Source organism: Thalassotalea litorea (assembly GCF_043642205.1).
In the GTDB taxonomy this organism is placed as follows: Bacteria; Pseudomonadota; Gammaproteobacteria; order Enterobacterales; family Alteromonadaceae; genus Thalassotalea_A; species Thalassotalea_A litorea.
The window spans coordinates 62073-79900 of the sequence record NZ_JBHZSG010000013.1; the positions used below are offsets into that span (position 1 = coordinate 62073).

General features: G+C 44.8%; 15 protein-coding genes. 12 read left to right on the forward strand and 3 right to left on the reverse strand.

The window, feature by feature from the left end:
* Window positions 1–208 precede the first annotated feature (208 nt).
* Window positions 209–1183: an HTH-type transcriptional regulator CysB gene (gene cysB / locus ACHUFQ_RS08565; RefSeq protein ID WP_394174729.1), complete on the forward strand. Its 975-nt coding sequence runs from the start codon at window positions 209–211 to the stop codon at window positions 1181–1183.
* 150 nt (window positions 1184–1333) lie between these two features.
* Here cysB and ACHUFQ_RS08570 read toward each other — a convergent pair whose 3' ends face one another.
* The 3 genes from ACHUFQ_RS08570 to pabB all read right to left on the reverse strand — a co-directional run bounded on the left by ACHUFQ_RS08570 (window position 1334) and on the right by pabB (window position 4799).
* On the reverse strand, window positions 1334–2710 hold the full coding sequence (locus ACHUFQ_RS08570) for an L-serine ammonia-lyase (protein WP_394174731.1): 1377 nt from the start codon (window positions 2708–2710) through the stop codon (window positions 1334–1336).
* Window positions 2711–2823: 113 nt separating this feature from the next.
* Window positions 2824–3393: a CoA pyrophosphatase gene (locus ACHUFQ_RS08575; protein WP_394174732.1), complete on the reverse strand. Its 570-nt coding sequence runs from the start codon at window positions 3391–3393 to the stop codon at window positions 2824–2826.
* 23 nt (window positions 3394–3416) lie between these two features.
* The gene (gene pabB / locus ACHUFQ_RS08580; protein WP_394174768.1) at window positions 3417–4799 is read right to left on the reverse strand and encodes an aminodeoxychorismate synthase component I; all 1383 of its coding nucleotides are present in this window, start codon (window positions 4797–4799) and stop codon (window positions 3417–3419) included.
* 345 nt (window positions 4800–5144) lie between these two features.
* Here pabB and ACHUFQ_RS08585 point away from each other — a divergent pair, with 345 nt between their 5' ends.
* From ACHUFQ_RS08585 to ACHUFQ_RS08635, 11 genes are all read left to right on the forward strand, one after another.
* Window positions 5145–6674 (forward strand): fumarate hydratase, encoded by a 1530-nt coding sequence (locus tag ACHUFQ_RS08585; protein ID WP_394174733.1) that lies wholly within the window; start codon window positions 5145–5147, stop codon window positions 6672–6674.
* Window positions 6675–6811: 137 nt separating this feature from the next.
* Window positions 6812–8905, forward strand: coding sequence for a S9 family peptidase (locus ACHUFQ_RS08590; protein WP_394174735.1), 2094 nt, complete (start codon window positions 6812–6814; stop codon window positions 8903–8905).
* Between the two features lie 34 nt (window positions 8906–8939).
* Window positions 8940–9326, forward strand: coding sequence for a DUF6746 family protein (locus tag ACHUFQ_RS08595; RefSeq protein WP_394174737.1), 387 nt, complete (start codon window positions 8940–8942; stop codon window positions 9324–9326).
* A gap of 114 nt (window positions 9327–9440) precedes the next feature.
* Entirely contained in the window at window positions 9441–9602 is a 162-nt protein-coding gene (locus ACHUFQ_RS08600; protein WP_394174738.1) for a hypothetical protein, read from the forward strand.
* Between the two features lie 561 nt (window positions 9603–10163).
* Window positions 10164–11165 (forward strand): AraC family transcriptional regulator, encoded by a 1002-nt coding sequence (locus tag ACHUFQ_RS08605; RefSeq protein ID WP_394174740.1) that lies wholly within the window; start codon window positions 10164–10166, stop codon window positions 11163–11165.
* A 62-nt stretch (window positions 11166–11227) separates the two neighbouring features.
* The gene (locus tag ACHUFQ_RS08610; RefSeq protein ID WP_394174742.1) at window positions 11228–11569 is read left to right on the forward strand and encodes a hypothetical protein; all 342 of its coding nucleotides are present in this window, start codon (window positions 11228–11230) and stop codon (window positions 11567–11569) included.
* 233 nt (window positions 11570–11802) lie between these two features.
* Entirely contained in the window at window positions 11803–12726 is a 924-nt protein-coding gene (locus ACHUFQ_RS08615) for a bile acid:sodium symporter family protein (protein WP_394174743.1), read from the forward strand.
* A gap of 2 nt (window positions 12727–12728) precedes the next feature.
* Window positions 12729–13685, forward strand: a complete 957-nt coding sequence (locus ACHUFQ_RS08620) for an NAD-dependent epimerase/dehydratase family protein (protein WP_394174745.1) — start codon at window positions 12729–12731, stop codon at window positions 13683–13685.
* Between the two features lie 3 nt (window positions 13686–13688).
* Complete coding sequence (locus ACHUFQ_RS08625; protein ID WP_394174746.1) at window positions 13689–15527, forward strand: hypothetical protein; 1839 nt, start codon at window positions 13689–13691, stop codon at window positions 15525–15527.
* Window positions 15520–16833, forward strand: a complete 1314-nt coding sequence (locus ACHUFQ_RS08630) for an MFS transporter (RefSeq protein ID WP_394174748.1) — start codon at window positions 15520–15522, stop codon at window positions 16831–16833. Before ACHUFQ_RS08625 ends, ACHUFQ_RS08630 begins: the two co-directional genes overlap by 8 nt.
* Entirely contained in the window at window positions 16814–17596 is a 783-nt protein-coding gene (locus ACHUFQ_RS08635; protein ID WP_394174749.1) for an SDR family NAD(P)-dependent oxidoreductase, read from the forward strand. The genes ACHUFQ_RS08630 and ACHUFQ_RS08635 overlap by 20 nt, the downstream gene beginning before the upstream one ends.
* Window positions 17597–17828 lie beyond the last annotated feature (232 nt).

The window sequence follows — 17828 nt, forward strand, 5'->3', positions numbered from 1 at the left end:
CCTTATGGCGGTATTTTTTTATCGATTTTCACCTTTTTTAATCGTCATTAATTACTGAGCACTAATTTAATGTGATTGGTATTATCTGCTTCACTTACTCCCTTGATTTATTTTAAAGAGATTAGCGGCAAATTTAGTATTACCCAGTTGATTGTGATTTCTAATTGATATATGCTTTTTGTTATAAAAAACGCTTTGCTTATTCCATATGAAACTACAACAACTTAAATACATTGTCGAAGTCCTTAACAATAATCTTAATGTGTCGGCCACCGCTGAAACACTTTTCACGTCCCAACCTGGTATATCCAAGCAGGTGCGCATGCTGGAAGATGAACTGGGTGTGCAAATTTTTGGGCGTAGCGGTAAGCATTTAACCCATGTCACCCAAGCCGGTCAGGAAATTATTAAGATATCTTCCGATATTCTTTCTAAAGTTGAAGGTATCAAATCGGTCGCTCGGGAGTACACGCAACCGGATGAAGGTCGATTGCGTATTGCTACGACACATACTCAGGCTCGTTATGCATTGCCTGATGTCATTCAGGGGTTTGTTAAGCGGTTCGATAAAGTGTCATTGCATATGTATCAGGGCACACCCGCACAGATCAGTGATGCGGCGGCAAAAGGTGATGCCGATTTTGCTATCGCGACCGAATCGCTACATTTGTACAATGATCTGATCATGTTGCCATGCTATCACTGGAATCGCAGCATTATCGTTCGTAAAGACCATCCATTGGCGAAGGTGAAAAAACTTACTATTGAAGACGTTGCCGCCCATCCCTTGGTTACTTACGTATTTGGCTTCACTGGACGCTCGGTGTTAGATAAAGCATTTCAAAGTGCCGATTTGGAGCCGAAAATTGTATTTACAGCCACTGATGCGGATGTCATAAAAACCTATGTTCGGTTAGGGGTTGGTATTGGCGTTGTTGCCACTATGGCAATCGATCCGGAGCAGGATAAAGATCTTGTGGTTATCGACGCTTCCCATTTATTTGAACCGAGCACGACAAAAATTGGCTTTAGACGCGGCACCTTTTTACGGACCTATATGTTTGATTTTATCGAACGCTTTGCACCGCACTTGAATAAAGATGTGGTAACCAAAGCCATGTTGTTAAAAAACAATGATGAAATCGAAGCGTTTTTAAGTGATGTGACCTTACCGATGCGTTAAGTAAGGTTCGAGGCTATAAACCCAGTTTTTATGGTTAAGCTTGGCAATATCAAAAGGTGCAGAATGTTACGTTCTGCACCCTTTTTTGTTCCTTAAATTTTTTCAAGGGCGCGATAGGCGGATAATGTCAATCCAGATTGGCGCAGTGTTTTAACATTCGATAATGTTAACGGCCAGGCCACCTCGAGACGTTTCTTTATATTTGGTTTTCATATCATTACCCGTTTCCCACATGGTTTTGATAACTTTATCCAAAGACACTTTTTGATTTCCGGTACCACGCATGGCGAGACGTGACGCGTTAATGGCTTTCACGGAACCCATTGCATTACGTTCAATGCATGGCACCTGAACCAGACCACCGACAGGGTCACAAGTTAATCCTAAATTATGCTCCATGCCGATTTCTGCAGCATTTTCTACCTGTTTCGGGTTACCGCCCAAAATTTCTGTCAGAGCGCCTGCCGCCATTGAACAGGCAACACCAACTTCTCCCTGACAACCGACTTCGGCGCCAGAGATTGACGCATTGGTTTTGTACAAAATGCCAATGGCAGCCGCTGTTAATAAATAACGAATGCAATCGTCTTCGGTAAGTGGTTTAACAAACTTATCGTAATAGCAAAGAACCGCTGGCAAAATACCGGCAGCACCATTGGTCGGTGCTGTCACAACTTGCGAGCCAGCGGCATTTTCTTCGTTAACCGCCAGTGCAAAAAGGTTGACCCAATCCATTGCCTGCAGCGGATCCGAGCTTTTTTCTACTGACAGGGAGCGGAACAGGCTAGGGGCGCGACGCACCACTTTTAAACCTCCGGGAAGAATACCTTCGGTATTGATGCCGCGTTCGACACAGTCGGCCATGGCTTGCCAGATTTTCAAAAGCTCTTCACGTATATACGACTCAGAATTCAGGCACTTTTCATTTGCCATCATAATTGAGCTGATACTTAACCCGGTTTCCTGACATAACGCCAATAGTTCATCCGCGGAGGAAAAGCGATAAGGGCGTTCAATGTTTTGATGCAAAGACAGTGCTTTGTCCTTTTCTTTCTCAAAGTCACAATCCTCCACAATAAATCCACCACCAATAGAGTAATAGGTTTTTTCGAGAATTACCTTATCATCAGCATAGGCATAAATGGTCATGGCATTCGCATGAGCAGGAAGCGTTTTTTTACGGTGATAGATAATGGACTCATTACGCGGAAAATCAATAAAATGCTCGTTGTTTAAATGCACTTTACCGGTATTGATGGTGGTTTCGAGGATCTGATCAATGGCGTTAACATTGATATGCTCCGGCGTTTCCCCGTGCAGCCCTAAAATAACCGCTTTACCGGTACCATGACCAATACCCGTTTGGCCTAATGATCCAAACAGCTCAACGTTAACACGTTCAATCTTGGTAAATAAATTTTGCTGTTGCAGGGCATCGATAAATCGGTTGGCAGCACGCATCGGACCGACAGTATGAGAGCTGGATGGTCCAATGCCAATTGAAAACATATCAAATACACTAATCATAGAAAAACCTGAATTATTATCCGTTGTAATTGGTATTAATGGAATTATGTTCGGATTCTAACTTATATCTAGTTAAAAACCCAGCTTTTGAAAGTTGCTTTAAAATGTTGCTGCTACTTTAAATGAGCGACCAAATCTTTGATGATTGCCGCTGTCGCTCCCCAAATATTATATGTCATGTAGGGCATAAAATAGATTTTGTGGGTCATGCCGCGTCGGGATACGGTAACGGGTAAATGTTTCGTTTCGTCAAGAAAGTGTGACAGTGGCACGGTAAACACTTCTGCGACTTCATTTTCGTCAATCTCAAAAGGATAGTGAGAGGGAATAAAACCAACGATAGGGGTGATCAGATATCCGGTGATGGTATGGTATTGACGCAGCTGACCGAGAATTTCCACGTCGTGTCTGGCGATTCCGACTTCTTCATGTGACTCACGCAAAGCGGTGGCGATCACACTGGTATCCTCATCTTCACATTTCCCGCCAGGAAAACTGACTTGTCCGGGGTGATGATACAAGTGATCGGCCCGGCGCGTTAATACCACCTCTAAACCGGTTTTAGTTTCCTGCAATGCAATTAATACACTGGCGTCTTTTAATTTTCCAGGGTAGCGGAATTCTTGGCAGCTATGAGTCAGGGAAGCTAATGAAAAGCGCTGGATAAATTCCAATTTATTCATGCAAGCTTAATCTCCCTGAGTCGTTAAAGTTTTTCCAATACCGGCAAAATTTTCTGTACCTTGTCGAAGGTTTCCTGATATTCGCTATCTACCTGTGAATCGGCAACCACGCCACCTCCGGCCCAGCAATACAAAGTTTGTTGGTGCGCTATCAAGGTTCTTATGGTGATGCTGGTATCCATTTTCCCACAGGCCGAAAGGTAACCAATAGAACCACAATAAACACTGCGACGGTTAGGTTCAAGCTCTTCAATGATTTCCATGGCGCGAATTTTTGGTGCACCGGTGATAGAACCGCCCGGAAAGCAACCACGCAGTAAATCCATGGGATTGCGATCGTTTGCCAATTTCCCGACTACCGTACTGACCAGATGATGAACCGCCGGAAAGCTTTCTATCGCAAACAGCTGAGGAACCTTTACCGAACCCGGTTCACAGCTTTTGCTGATATCGTTGCGTAACAGATCAACAATCATCAGATTCTCTGCCTGATCTTTGCTGGCATTTTTTAATTCTAATGCGAGTCGCTGATCTTCATCGCTATCGCTGCCGCGTGGCCGCGTACCTTTAATCGGTTTGGTTTGTACCATTGCACCTTTTACCTGTAAAAAACGCTCCGGTGATACACTGAGGATGCAACCGTCGGGCAAACGGATAAAGGCGGAAAATGGCGCAAGATTGCTTTCCCTTAACGCTAAATACGCCAGATATTCACTGCCCTGATAGGCGGCCTGAAATCGTTGAGTCAGATTGATTTGATAACAATCTCCACTCAGCAGATATTCCTGAACCTGAATAAATTTTTGTCGATATTGTTCAGCAGTCATATTGGCTTGCCAGGGCGTTGTTAATGTAAACGCGGCTAGGGCGGTGCCTGAGGGTTTGCTTGTATTAGCAGGAAAGTAACGCTCAGTCAGGCTCGATAAGTTATCGTCCTGACTTACCAGGGTAAAACTGTGATGGTGGCGATCAAAAATCAACGCATGGCGATAAATCCCAACAGCCATATCTGGCAGGTCAATATCACGTTCACTGGTAGCGGGTAAACGCTCAAAATAACGACCTAAGTCATAACTGAAATAGCCGAGCACGCCGCCGGTAAATGGCAGCTCAGGTTGTGGTGAGACGTCAACGCAGTGCGTCGATAAGTAGTGGTCGACTAAGGTCAAGGGATCGGCAACCGAATAGCGCACCTGATCTGAACGAATATCGTCAACCTGGGTTTTTCCCTGCTTAGTCTGCAGTGTTAACACCGGCTCTATGGCAATAATGTCAAAGCGACTATCGGGATGATCGGTAGCATTGGAATCCAACCATATGGCATAGGGCAGGTGCTGCAACTGGGCAAATATCTGCTCAACGCTAAGGTTGTTTTGTTCTGTTAAATTGACGGTAAATATCGACATTTTGGCAAAATCAGTAATATCCGGGGTGGCACAAATAATGGGAATTTTGTCTAAGTCTATCAAACTCCCTGGATTTTGGAGAATGGCTTTACGCACAAAATATTTTCAATCCAGAGAAATTGTACATTTGATACTACGTTTGTCTGGCTCATAATGATTTGGCGAGGTATCATACGGACAATCTTAATAAATTCAATATAATTAGGGACGTTATCTGTTCAAGGCTCTATTTTATTCATCATTTATGTCTAGAATGAATCTTGCCAATTAACGAATTCAACCCTTAAATTGAGAGCCCAGGTACATACTGCAAAAGCAGTTTACCTAAACACCGACGAGAATATTATGACTATCATTAAGCAACAGGATTTTATTGATAGCATTGAAGATGCTTTACAATATATCTCTTTCTACCATCCTCTGGATTTCATCCAGGCTCTGGAAACTGCCTACCATAAAGAACAAAGCCAGGCGGCAAAAGATGCCATTGCACAAATTTTAATTAACTCGCGTATGTCCGCTGAAGGCCATCGTCCAATTTGCCAGGATACCGGTATTGTCACGTGTTTCGTGAAAGTCGGTATGGAAGTGAAATGGGATAAAACCGATCTGACGGTTCAACAAATGGTCGATGAAGGGACTCGTCGGGCTTACACCAATCCCGATAATCCACTACGTGCATCCATCGTTGCAGACCCTGCTGGTGCTCGTAAAAATACCAAGGATAATACACCGTCGGTTGTGCATATTGATTTGGTTGCCGGAGATCAGGTTGAAGTCATGATTGCAGCAAAAGGCGGCGGCAGTGAAAACAAAACCAAAATGGCGATGTTAAACCCAAGCGATTCCATTGCTGACTGGGTTGTGAAAACCCTACCAACCATGGGCGCTGGCTGGTGTCCACCGGGTATGTTGGGTATCGGTATTGGTGGTACAGCGGAAAAAGCCGGTGTACTGGCTAAAGAAAGCTTAATGGATCCGGTCGATATTCAGGAGTTAATTGATCGTGGCCCGCAAAATGCCGAAGAAGAGTTACGTTTAGAGATTTACGAACGCGTCAATAAATTGGGTATCGGTGCCCAGGGCCTTGGCGGCCTGACCACAGTCGTCGATGTGAAGATCAATTCAGTACCCACCCACGCAGCGTCTAAACCGGTAGTAATGATCCCAAATTGTGCGGCAACTCGTCACGTACACTTTCATTTAGATGGTTCTGGTCCGGCGAATTTAACGCCGCCAAAACTGGAAGAATGGCCGGAAGTTACCTGGGAAATCGGTGACAATGTTCGTCGCGTCAATGTAGATTCGCTGACAAAAACCGATATTGCCGAGTGGAAGACGGGTGAAACCGTATTATTATCAGGCAAGATTTTAACGGGGCGTGATGCCGCTCACAAACGTATTCAGCAATTGCTTGAATCTGGCGAAGGTTTGCCCGACGGCGTCGATTTTACCAATAAATTTATCTATTACGTCGGCCCCGTTGATGCCGTTGGTGATGAAGTTGTTGGTCCTGCAGGCCCGACAACCGCAACACGCATGGATAAGTTTACCGAAATGATGTTGGCCGACACGGGTCTGTTGGGCACAATCGGTAAAGCCGAACGTGGCCCAGGCACGGTGGAAAGCATTAAAAACCACAAATCCGTGTATTTGATGGCGGTCGGTGGTGCAGCTTACCTGGTGTCTAAAGCGATCAAAAAATCTCGTGTAGTGGCTTTTGAAGAGCTAGGTATGGAAGCCATTTACGAATTTGAAGTGGAAGACATGCCAGTGACGGTTGCGGTGGACAGCTCAGGTGAATCAGCTCACGTTACAGGTCCTGCAATTTGGCAGGCGAAAATCGAAGAGTTAGATGAAAAGCTAAAGGCTTAACTTAATCTGAATAAAACGTTAAGTATGAAAATTTAAACGCTCCCTGATGTTAAATCTAGGAGCGTTTTTTATTTTTATGCCATTTTATGTTTGAATATCCGAGTTACAACAATCTGTGAAAAAGCAGGGAACAATAAATGAATCCATTTTCAAAAATTACTTTAGGTACCATTGCCAGCCTGGCGTTTGCCGCAGTGCCTGCACTTGCTGAACAGGCAAATGCTAACTCCGAAAAAGAAATCAATAGTGTACCGTCTCAGTCAGAGACCCTAACCGTTGATCATCTCAATAACTTTCGTCAGCCTTATGAGGTGAAAGTCTCTCCTGATGGCAGCGCTGTAGTCTATGGCATTAAAAATGGTCAGGAGAAAGCTAGCAACCATCTTTATCTTCATGATCTTAGTAGTGAAAAGGTTACGCAATTAACGTCCAATAAATCTGCTGAGCATGCCGTGCAGTGGGCAAATGACAGCAAAGGTATTTATTTTTTGTCTTCACGCAGCGGTACGTCACAAGTCTGGTATCTAGGACTAAGTGGTGGAGAAGCACAGCAGTTAACGGATTTTCCCCTTGATGTCGGTGGTTACAAAATTGCCGCCGACGGTAAAACCATGGCGCTGGCCTTTGATGTCGTGCCAGGTTGTAAAACCTTACAATGTACGCTGGATGCCAAACAAAAAATGGCCGATGAAAAGCACAATACTCGGGCTTACGATCAACTTATGGTACGGCACTGGGATCATTGGCTCGATCGTTTCAATACACACCTGTTTGTGGCAACTTTGCCAGAGCAGGGCAAGTTGACCGAAGCAACCGATTTGATGCCAGATTGGGATGCCGATATCGCCGGTATGTCTCAGGTAAGTTTTAATGTTGAAAGCAACAAACTGGCATTTTCGGCGAAAAAGCCAGGACGGGATCATGCCTGGACAACAAATTGGGATATCTTTGAAGTCGATTTGACCAGCAATACGATGACCAATATTACTGAAGATAATCAAGCCTGGGATGCGCAGCCTCAGTATTCAAGCGATGGCCGCTATTTGGCCTGGAAAGCGATGAAAACTCCGGTGTATGAGTCAGATAAGTTTAGTCTGAAAGTGAAAGACTTACGCAGTCAAAAAATTCAAGACATTGCTCCTTTGTGGGACCGCTCTATCAGTGACTTTCATTTTAGTGATGATAATCGTTCGGTGATCGCAGTGGCTCAGGATCTGGGGCAAAAAAGCATTTTCTCTATTAGCCTGCAATTTGGTGAGGTAACACCGGTTTATCAAGATGGCACCGTTGCTAATGTAAGCAGTGCTGGTAAAGCGATTTATTTCACCCGCCACACGCTGGATAAGCCGGCAGATATTTACACTATCAACAAAGATAGTTATGGATTCAAACAATTAACGCAATTGAACAAAGACACGCTCGATACCCTGCAATTAGGGGAGTTTCAACAGTTCAGTTTTCCTGGCTGGAATGATGAAAAAGTTTACGGGTACTGGTTAAAACCGGCAAACTTTGAAGAAGGCAAAAAATACCCAATTGCATTTTTAGTCCATGGCGGTCCGCAGGGAAGTTTCGGCAATATGTTTCACTATCGCTGGAACGCGCAATTATGGGCTGCACAGGGCTATGGCGTAGTGATGATCGACTTTCACGGCTCCACCGGTTACGGACAAAAGTTTACGGATTCGATCAGCGGCGATTGGGGCGGGAAACCGCTCATTGATTTGCAAAAAGGCCTGGCCTTTATCACCGAAAAAGAAGCCTGGTTAGATGGCGACAATGCCTGTGCTTTGGGGGCATCATATGGTGGCTATATGATGAACTGGATCATGGGGAATTGGTCTGACGGTTTTAACTGTATCGTTAATCATGCCGGACTTTTCGATATGCAGAGTTTTTATTACGTGACCGAAGAACTTTGGTTCCCAGAGCATGATTTCTCCGGGCCTTATTACAGCAACGCCGAAAACTATGACAAATTTGATCCGTCTCGGTTTGTTGATAACTGGAAGATGCCAATGCTGGTTATCCAGGGGGAGCTGGACTATCGCGTCCCTTACGGACAAAGTCTCGGCGCATTTACCACGTTGCAACGCAAAGGTATCGATTCACGTCTGGTGATGTTTCCCGATGAAGATCACCATATCCGCAAACCGGATAATCTTAAAGAGTGGTATCGGGAAGTTTTTGCATGGATGGATAAATATCTAGGTCCTGACCGCGCCGAGTAAGACAGAAGATGAACATAATTAACAGGCAGTAATCATGAATAAACGAACGTTTTCGATATTGAGCGCTTTATTACTATTGGCGAGTAGTATTCAGGCACAAGAAAAATATAATCATTTCGCTTCCTTAGAGGCAAAAGACACTCAGGCGGCACTGTGTAACCTAGCTGCGTTTAATGAAACGCTTAAGGCGATTACCGCCAAAGAAGCATTAACGCCGGAAGATATGGTTAAAGTCCATGAGTTGACCTATACCCTGGAAAATGCGGTGATTAGGTTACAACAAGATCTCAATACTATTGCCGAAGATCTGGAAAGTGTGCATCTGGCGTCGGAACGTTTGGATGCGGATACTGTTAAATCGTCGGGACAAACGTATTTAACCGCGACTGAATTGTTGTTAAACCGACAATCTTGTCGTTAACGGTTGTAGCGAGTCTCTGGCTTTAAGCTGGTCAGAAAATCACGATGCGATCATGCGGTTAATATCTCATGGTCGTAAAAACGAAACTTACAATCTAATTACAAGGAAAGCCAAATGGAAGCAATGGGAATTTTAGGGTTTATTTTTGGATTAGCGGGCTTATCGTATGCGATGAAAGCAAAAAGTGATATTGCCCATTTGCAACAGGAATTTGCCGATCTGAAGACAAGGGTAAAGTCTTTGCATGAATCACATACTAATGATCCAGATAAATGATTCTGGCAAATAATGTTGCCGTCATTTTTTTGTTGAAATATAGGGCCGTAAATGGGCCTTAAGGTAAACTCCCTACGAGTGAGTTTTAAAGGCGTTTGGACTAGGTTACTGATTTTGGCTGATTTTGGCTGTTTTTGAGAGCGGAATAACCATTCTCTGCAATCAAAGCCTTGTCTAAAAGCCTTTAAATTCTCACTGAGTGAGTAATAATTTAATGTGATTGGTATAAATAAATATGTCTCAATCAACACGTCTGATTGAATCCTCAGCCGGTGCAAGGCCATTGCTTCTGCAATGCTCTTGCATTGCGTGCATACCTTGCGTTTTAGCACTGACAAACGCTTTTGCCATTCTGATGGCCAGGCAGACAGAGCGCGATATTGGTGGGCACTCGATGTTGGTCTTGTTGAAATTAAGCCTTCGTTCTAGCAGCCAAAACCGATTTTCTACCTGTCGTTGCCGGTTCTTCTACGACTAATCTACATAAATGTGTTTAAATATAGGGTATTACCGATATATTATTTGCGCGAAACTTAAACGCGATCTCAGTAGTTAATTTATATGATCAAAGTATCATCCCATTCCATCAGAGCCCTGGTGGTTTATCTGTCACACCTTGGCGTTCCGCTACGGCAGAGTCTCGATTTAGTGGGGCTGGACAAGGCCGCACTGTTTAATGAACACTCGCTATTATCGACCAACGTGCTGGAGTCTTTGTATGACTTTGCGGAGAAAAACCTTGGCTTGCAAGACGTCGGGTTTAACTTTGGCCAAACCATTGAGCCGGATCGCTGGAGCACCTTAGGCTATATCGCGTTTACCGCACCGACGCTACAAAAAGCTTTGCAGCAACAATACAAATTTCAATCGCTGGTCGGTAATCTTGGCTCTCCGGTGATAAAACAACAGGGCGAACATACACTAATCAACTGGGTACCGGCCTATGCGTGCTCTCATCATACCGTCGAGGAGATTCTCACCGGCTGGGTGGCCTTTGCCCGTAAGCTCTCTGCGGCCCCGGTGATCCCTGAAAAGGTGTTTTTTGCCCATGCCTGTCAAGGGGATGAGAGGGTTTATGAGCAGTACTTTCAATGCCCGGTATTGTTTTGTCAGGATGCAAACGGCGTGTTGGTTGATTCAGACTTACTACAGGTGCCTCTAATTAAGCATGAACCACAATTGCATGATTTATTGTGTCAGCACGCTGAGCAGCAACTCGCCAGCTTTACCGAAGCCGTACCGATTGAAGTCATGAGCCAATATATGGTGAATCGATTGTCGGTAAAAGTTCCGGATATTGAAGAAATTGCCGAATTGATGAATCTGAGTGTTCGCACTTTACAGCGAAAGCTATCTGATGCAGGAACCAGCTATAGTCAGTTGTTAGATAGTCTGCGCAAGAAAATGGCGATGGATTATCTGCATCTCGAGCACTATTCCATCGTCTATATCGCGGAAATGACGGGTTTTTCAGAGCAGAGTGCTTTTCAACGAGCGTTTAAACGCTGGACCGGGATGACGCCTTTGCAGTACCGCAAGAAGCAAAATCGGGACGACAACTAAACGTAATCAGGGAAATAGGTGTCGCAAGAATATGATCCCGAATTAATCCTAAAGGAGTAGATGTGAAAAAAATAATAGTCTTGATAGTTATGTTGCTAATAGGGTGCCAGTCGACACAAGATTCGTATCCAGATTTTCGAACCCCTAAATCGGAAATCAGAGATGCGCAAAGCCGCTTTCGTACGTCAGATTATGAAATTTTGTTTTTATTAATGGTCGACCCTAAAGGTGACGTTGTAAAAGTGCGATTGCTTGGCGCCAACCTAAAGGATGGGCAAGCGGTACAAATGTTTAAAAGACATATGTTGAAAGCGAAATTCAAGAAGGCCAAATCTGAAGACCCTCAGTTTAGAGAGTTTATATTGCCATACGGGGTTAATACCACAGTAACCTTTTCGGGTTAAAAATCCTGGGAAATAGAAGGATGAAAGCATGAACGGTGCAGAAGGCTCCAAGATTCAGAGCTGCCCCAATTTTAGCCATAACAGTCCTCATTTTATCCAATCGATTATTTCTTCAGCATGGAATGTACCCGTGACGCCATCAATGTTTTTTTGATGGCGTAAAAAGTCATTATTTTTGATTTTTTATTGGGTAGTATTAGGCATCTAATAATAAAAACGACAAGAATAACAATATGGAAATAGGTCCGGTATTTTACGATTCCAGTGCACAATGGATGTTAAACCTGGTGCTGGCCAGTATGATATTTGGATTAGCGCTGGATATTCATTGGCAAGATTTTAAACGGGTAATTACCATGCCCAAGGCCGTTATTGCCGGTTTGGGAGCTCAGTTTTTGCTTTTGCCAGCGCTGACCTGCGCATTTACCTTGTTGGTGGATTTACCCCCCGGCATTGAGCTGGGTATGATGTTAGTGGCCTCCTGTCCGGGCGGCGCCATTTCCAATTTTGTAACTCATTTGAGCGGTGGTAATACCGCGTTATCCATTTCTCTGACCGCCGCGGCTAGTGCGACAGCTGTCATTATGATGCCCATAAACTTCATGTTTTGGTCGCAATTTAATGAGCCTGCCATGGCAATCATGCAAGCCATTGACGTAGATTCCGAACAATTATTTAAAACCTTAATCTTGGTGCTGGCTATCCCGCTTGCAGCTGGGTTGTTGATCCGGGCTAAATTTGAAGCTGCGGCAAAAATAATGCACAAGTTGCTGAAAAACACCAGCTTGCTTGCCTTAATCGCCTTTATTTTGATTGCCGTGACAAAAAACCATGAAGCGTTTTTACAACACTTGTGGTTTTTACTGCTCATCGTATTTGTCCATAACGGTATGGCGTTTTTGATTGGTTATTTAAGTGCGCGAAGTGCAAACCTGGAAGTGCGGGATCAAAAGGCAGTGACCATAGAGGTTGGCATGCAAAATGCCTCTTTAGCCATTGCCATTGTCTTTACCCAGTTTGATGGACAGGCCGGAATGGCGTTGATTTGTGCATTCTGGGGAACCTGGCACATCGTGGCAGGTCTGGCAGTTGCCTTGATATTTAAACAACAAAAGTCTGAGCAGCCGGTATCTATATCTGGAAACGGACGGGAATAACAATGATGAAAATACTAATTACGGGTGCCGCAGGTTGTGTGGGTCGCCGCCTGATCCAGTCTCTGACAGATCAGCATGGCACGAGCATTTTTGCCACCGATATCAAACCTGAACTTGGCATTGATTTGCAAAACAATGAGTCATTCTCTTACCAGGCTCTGGATATTTGCCAGGATGAATTTTATCAATGGGTGGAACAGATCAAACCGGATGTGATTGTCCACCTTGCATCAATTTTACAAATTTCTCCTGCCATGCCGCGAGAAAAAGCCTATGACATTGACGTGGTCGCAACGCAAAAGCTGGTCGATTTAGCGGCACAGCTTGGTTGTCAGAAATTTATCGTGACAACATCCGGAGCATCATATGGCTATTGGCCGGAAAATACCGGCTGGTTAACAGAAGACCATCCAAAAAAGGGCAATAAGGATTACTTCTATAGTGCTCATAAGGCTGAAATTGAAGCCATCATGGCACAGGCCAAATCGCAATACCCGGCATTAAAGCAAGTTATATTGCGTCCAGGGACCATTTTAGGTCCGGATTTTGACGGTCCAATCGTCAATCTGTTCCAACAAAAAATGATCACTGGTGTCGCTGGGTATCCGGGACCCTTTGTCTTTATCTGGTCGGAAGATGTGGTGGCTTACATTCAGGAAGCCATGTTCAGCGATATTGAAGGGGATTATAATCTTGCCGGAGATGGCAGTGTATCTATGGCACAAATCGCCAAAACCCTGAACAAGCCCTATGTGCCATTACCGTCATGGTTAATCGAAGGGGCACTGAGCATTTTAAAACCTCTGGGACTCACACAATATGGTCCAGAGCAGGTTAAATTTGTTAAATATCGCCCAGTATTGGCGAACGATAAAATCAAAAACACGTTTAACCATCAACCTCGCTACACCTCCCAGCAAGCGCTGGAGCAGTTTCTTGCATTGCAAAAGGACGCTTAATTCATGAAGTATTCACTAAAAGCCGCGGCGAGTCAGGTAATCGGTGCGTTATTCCTGACATCAACCGTGCAGGCGGCAACCGTAATTGTGACCGACGAAAATAATCAGCCTATGCCTCAGGTAATGGTTATGCAGACGCCTATCGAAGGGTTTGTTTTGGATAAATCCGATATGGGCTACCCGCCGGAGCGTCGTTTGAATCGCTCCAATACCGTCCATACCCGGTTTACGGATGAAGATGGCAAGGTGGAATTTGATACTTATGAGCAAGAAAAAGTAAGGATCCGCATTCGCCGCCCAAATTTCCAGGACGTTACGATTGAAGCCAACGGTAATGAAGAGCTGCAATTAACGATGAAGTCTATCACTGACCCATTGCAGCTTGCAGAATCTAAACCCGCCAATACCTGGTTGTCAGCGCTGGATTTGGGTGATGAGGATTTGAAGAAACATTACGTCATGCAATGTGGTTTTTGTCACCAGCAAGGCTCTCATTTTTTCCGTCGTCCCCGGGATGAGGAAAGCTGGAATGACATCGTTTATCGCATGGTTGGCTATGGCGCCCGGGTTCACGATGATGCTCAGGAGCAATTGCCAGCGAAACTTAGCGCGGAATATAAGCGTCTGTTTGAAAACCCGGAGTTGATCCCTGATGGCACGCCCTGGGCGAAATCGTTAACCAATGACAAGATCACGGAGTGGCCAATTGGCGATGCATTTTCGCAAATGCATGACTTGCTCTACCACAGCAATGGGTTTGTCTATGTCGGCGATAACCTGCAAGACCGACTCTATGAAATCAACCCTGACAATGGTGAATACACGGTTTACAAAATGAAACGCGCCAAGGGGGATAAACATGGTGGATTGATGGGCAACCGCTTGAGCTCTTTTCCCAAGCATGAAACTTTTGCTGGTATTCATTCCTTTGCGGAATCCAAGGTAGATGGCAATATCTTTATCACCACCTCGTATCAGCAACGACTGGTGGAATTTGATGTCACCAATAAGGAATTCATTATTCACGAAATGGATGACGGTTATTATCCGCATACCGTGCGAATTGACGAACAGGACCGAATTTGGTTTACCATGGCGTTGTCTAATCAAATCGCAATGTTTGACAGACAAAGCAAAAAATTTCAGATGTTTGACCTGCCAGCCCGAAACTTTGGTGAAGGCTTAACGGTGAATTTTATGGGCGCTATTTTAAAACTGATGGATTGGGGCCTACCGTTAGCGAACTGGTTCTCAATTGATGAGCAATCCTCCGGTGTACCTTTGCCTTACGGTATTGATATTACGCCTAATGGTGATGTCTGGTTTGCCCGTTTACACGCAGATTCTATTGGCAAAATTGATGGTAAAACCCTGGAAGTGACGGTCTACGACACGCCATTTACCGGACCTCGTCGTTTGCGTAGTGATTCGAAAGGCAACCTGTGGATTGCCGCGTTCCCGGAATCGATGATTGTAAAATTTGATCCACAAACCGAAACCTTTGAAAATGTTGAAATCCCTGTTTATCCACTAGGCAGTGAAACGCCTTATTCGTTAAATGTCGATCGTAGCCGGGATATCGTCTGGATCAATGGCAATACCTCGGACGCATTATATCGATACGATATCGACGCCAAACAATGGCATCATTATCCGATGCCAAAACGCGTCACTTTTACGCGTGATGTTGAGATAGCACCTAACGGCGATGTATTTACGACCAATTCCAGCTTTCCAAGCTGGCATATTGAAGATGGTCAGCCAACATTAATCCGTTTACAGCCGCAATATCAGGATAACGACGCGACGTTAGAGGCGGTTGAGAGCCAATCCCATGAATAAACTGCCGGGCTTTCTATTGTCCTGTTTGCTGGCATTTATTGCTGGTCATATGGTCAATTACAGCATAATATTTTTAGCCATCGATTGGTTTGAATCACCAATGCTGGCAGGGATTGGTTATGGTCTTTGTTTTGGACCGCCGGTTATTTTAGGCTGGTTTGCCGGTGTTTATTGCGACAGATACTCGCCCAGACGAGTGATTCTCATAGCCCAAAACGCATTTTTAGTCAGCCTGGCGTTACTTTATGTGGCCTTAGGTGCCAATGCATACTGGCAGGTCATTTTGTTATTAACGGCAGCCTTTTTTTCTGGTGTCGGCTGGTCATTTGTCGCGCCAGCCAGATTCGCGGCGTTGCCCGGGTTTATTGCCGAAACCAAGCTTACCGCTGGTACTATTACCCTGAACCTTATGGTGATGAGCGGGTTCGGTCTGGCGCCCATGGTTGTTAAAAACATTCAGGTGTCGTTTGGATATGCCGGAGTATTTGCGGTGGCGGCGATCATGTTTATCGTTTCTTCGGCGTTACTGGCATTGCTGCGATACCACCCTCAATCTTCGGTTATCAAACAACAACGACACAATAACGCTAGGGTTAGCACAGCGAAGACCACAGGAGATAGTCAATCTTCCGTGTGGCAACAAGTGCTGAATGGTTGGAAAGTCCTATTTAAACCGGGCATGGTAAAACCTTTGTTGTTACTGTCAATGATCACCTACCTATTGATGGGACCCATGCAGGTGTTATTACCGGTCATCGCCGCTAAGCAATTACTTTTAAGTGAGCAAGCTCAAGGTAACTATCTGTCTCTTGTTGCATTTTCCCTGATTGTTGGAGGCCTGCTCAGTTTGTTTACTCGTAATATCGGCAAGCTTGGCTGGCAGTTAAACCTATCGATATTGGTAGCTGCGACAGGGCTAGGCTCGTTAGCGTTAGTCGAACAGTTAAGTCTTTCTGTTGCAATATTAATAATCTCGGGTATTGCAGGAGGGACTGCGATTAGCTTAATCGTCGCCGGATTAAATCAATTGTGTGAACCCGCATACCGCGGCCGGGTCATGGCGTGTTATACCATTATTGGCCAAGTGATCCCGGCATTAAGTGGCGTACTATCTGGCATGGTTGCTCAGGCTTTTGGTGCGCCAACGGCATTGCTGGTCGCAGGTGGCCTGATTGTCGTGTTGATATTGATTGCGCTGTACAGTCTTTCGGAGGTGACCTCATTAGAGCGATTTGACACGTCCGACGAAGCCTCAAAAAATGTCGATTACAACAGGGAGTTAACGCATGCATCCTTATCAAAATAAAGTGGTTGTGATCACTGGCGGCAGCGGTGGCATCGGGCAGGAGCTTTGTAAGCAACTCATTGCCCAGGGAGCTTTTGTGGCATGTCTGGATCTGACGATTGACCATGCCTTACAACATGAAAATGCGCTAAATATCGCTATTGATATCACTGAATATTCACAATTAGAAATGGCGGTAGGGCAAATCATTGAACGCTTTTTGCGCATCGATGTGTTGATTAATAATGCCGGCATTACCCACATGAGTCGTTTTTCGGATTCAGAAAAAGATCTCGCCGATAAAATTCTGGCGGTAAATTATACGGCCGCTGTTGATATAACACGTTTATGTCTGGAGCAATTGATAGCCAATAAAGGACACATTATAGCCATGTCCAGTGTTGCCGGTTTTGCGCCGCTATACGGTCGCTCACTGTATGCCGGTAGTAAACATGCCATGGAAGGGTTCTTTTATTCGTTGGCTAGTGAGTTAAAAGATATAGGCGTAAACGTTAGCGTTATTTGTCCATCATTTGTACGCTCGCGGCCAGAATTGAAGGCGCAGGTGAATGCCGGCGTTTCATCGCCAGGGGCATTAAAAAAACAGACCAATGGCGAACAAATCTCACCACAGGTAGCGGCCAGTAGGATCCTGAAAGCCGCTAGCATTGGCCAACGAACCTTATATCTTGGCAAAGTTGCCAATGTTGCTCGCTGGTTGTTTCACCTTCTACCGGGTGTATATCTTAAAGTGATGAGTAACGGCGCCAAGCAAGAGTTTTAATAAATTGACGAACGCCTATTTTTGAACCAAATCCATGCTTGAACCCCTCTATCGCAGACGCGAGTCGCGATAGGGGATGGTTTTGCACTCACACGGACATTGTCTGCGTTGTCTTGCCAGTAGATCTGAATGTTGACTATCACGTTCAGGGTTTTATTTTTGCGTAGAGAAACGTACGTTTCAACAGACGTGTTTAGACGTTGATTTTTGCCCGTGTCGTTGCGCTTAATCC

Coding starts and splice junctions, on each gene's coding strand:
- cysB (WP_394174729.1), top strand. CDS start 209: ATGAAACTACAACAACTTAAATACATTGTCGAAGTCCTTAACAATAAT.
- ACHUFQ_RS08570 (WP_394174731.1), bottom strand. CDS start 2,710: ATGATTAGTGTATTTGATATGTTTTCAATTGGCATTGGACCATCCAGC.
- ACHUFQ_RS08575 (WP_394174732.1), bottom strand. CDS start 3,393: ATGAATAAATTGGAATTTATCCAGCGCTTTTCATTAGCTTCCCTGACT.
- pabB (WP_394174768.1), bottom strand. CDS start 4,799: ATGTCGATATTTACCGTCAATTTAACAGAACAAAACAACCTTAGCGTT.
- ACHUFQ_RS08585 (WP_394174733.1), top strand. CDS start 5,145: ATGACTATCATTAAGCAACAGGATTTTATTGATAGCATTGAAGATGCT.
- ACHUFQ_RS08590 (WP_394174735.1), top strand. CDS start 6,812: ATGAATCCATTTTCAAAAATTACTTTAGGTACCATTGCCAGCCTGGCG.
- ACHUFQ_RS08595 (WP_394174737.1), top strand. CDS start 8,940: ATGAATAAACGAACGTTTTCGATATTGAGCGCTTTATTACTATTGGCG.
- ACHUFQ_RS08600 (WP_394174738.1), top strand. CDS start 9,441: ATGGAAGCAATGGGAATTTTAGGGTTTATTTTTGGATTAGCGGGCTTA.
- ACHUFQ_RS08605 (WP_394174740.1), top strand. CDS start 10,164: ATGATCAAAGTATCATCCCATTCCATCAGAGCCCTGGTGGTTTATCTG.
- ACHUFQ_RS08615 (WP_394174743.1), top strand. CDS start 11,803: ATGGAAATAGGTCCGGTATTTTACGATTCCAGTGCACAATGGATGTTA.
- ACHUFQ_RS08620 (WP_394174745.1), top strand. CDS start 12,729: ATGATGAAAATACTAATTACGGGTGCCGCAGGTTGTGTGGGTCGCCGC.
- ACHUFQ_RS08625 (WP_394174746.1), top strand. CDS start 13,689: ATGAAGTATTCACTAAAAGCCGCGGCGAGTCAGGTAATCGGTGCGTTA.
- ACHUFQ_RS08630 (WP_394174748.1), top strand. CDS start 15,520: ATGAATAAACTGCCGGGCTTTCTATTGTCCTGTTTGCTGGCATTTATT.
- ACHUFQ_RS08635 (WP_394174749.1), top strand. CDS start 16,814: ATGCATCCTTATCAAAATAAAGTGGTTGTGATCACTGGCGGCAGCGGT.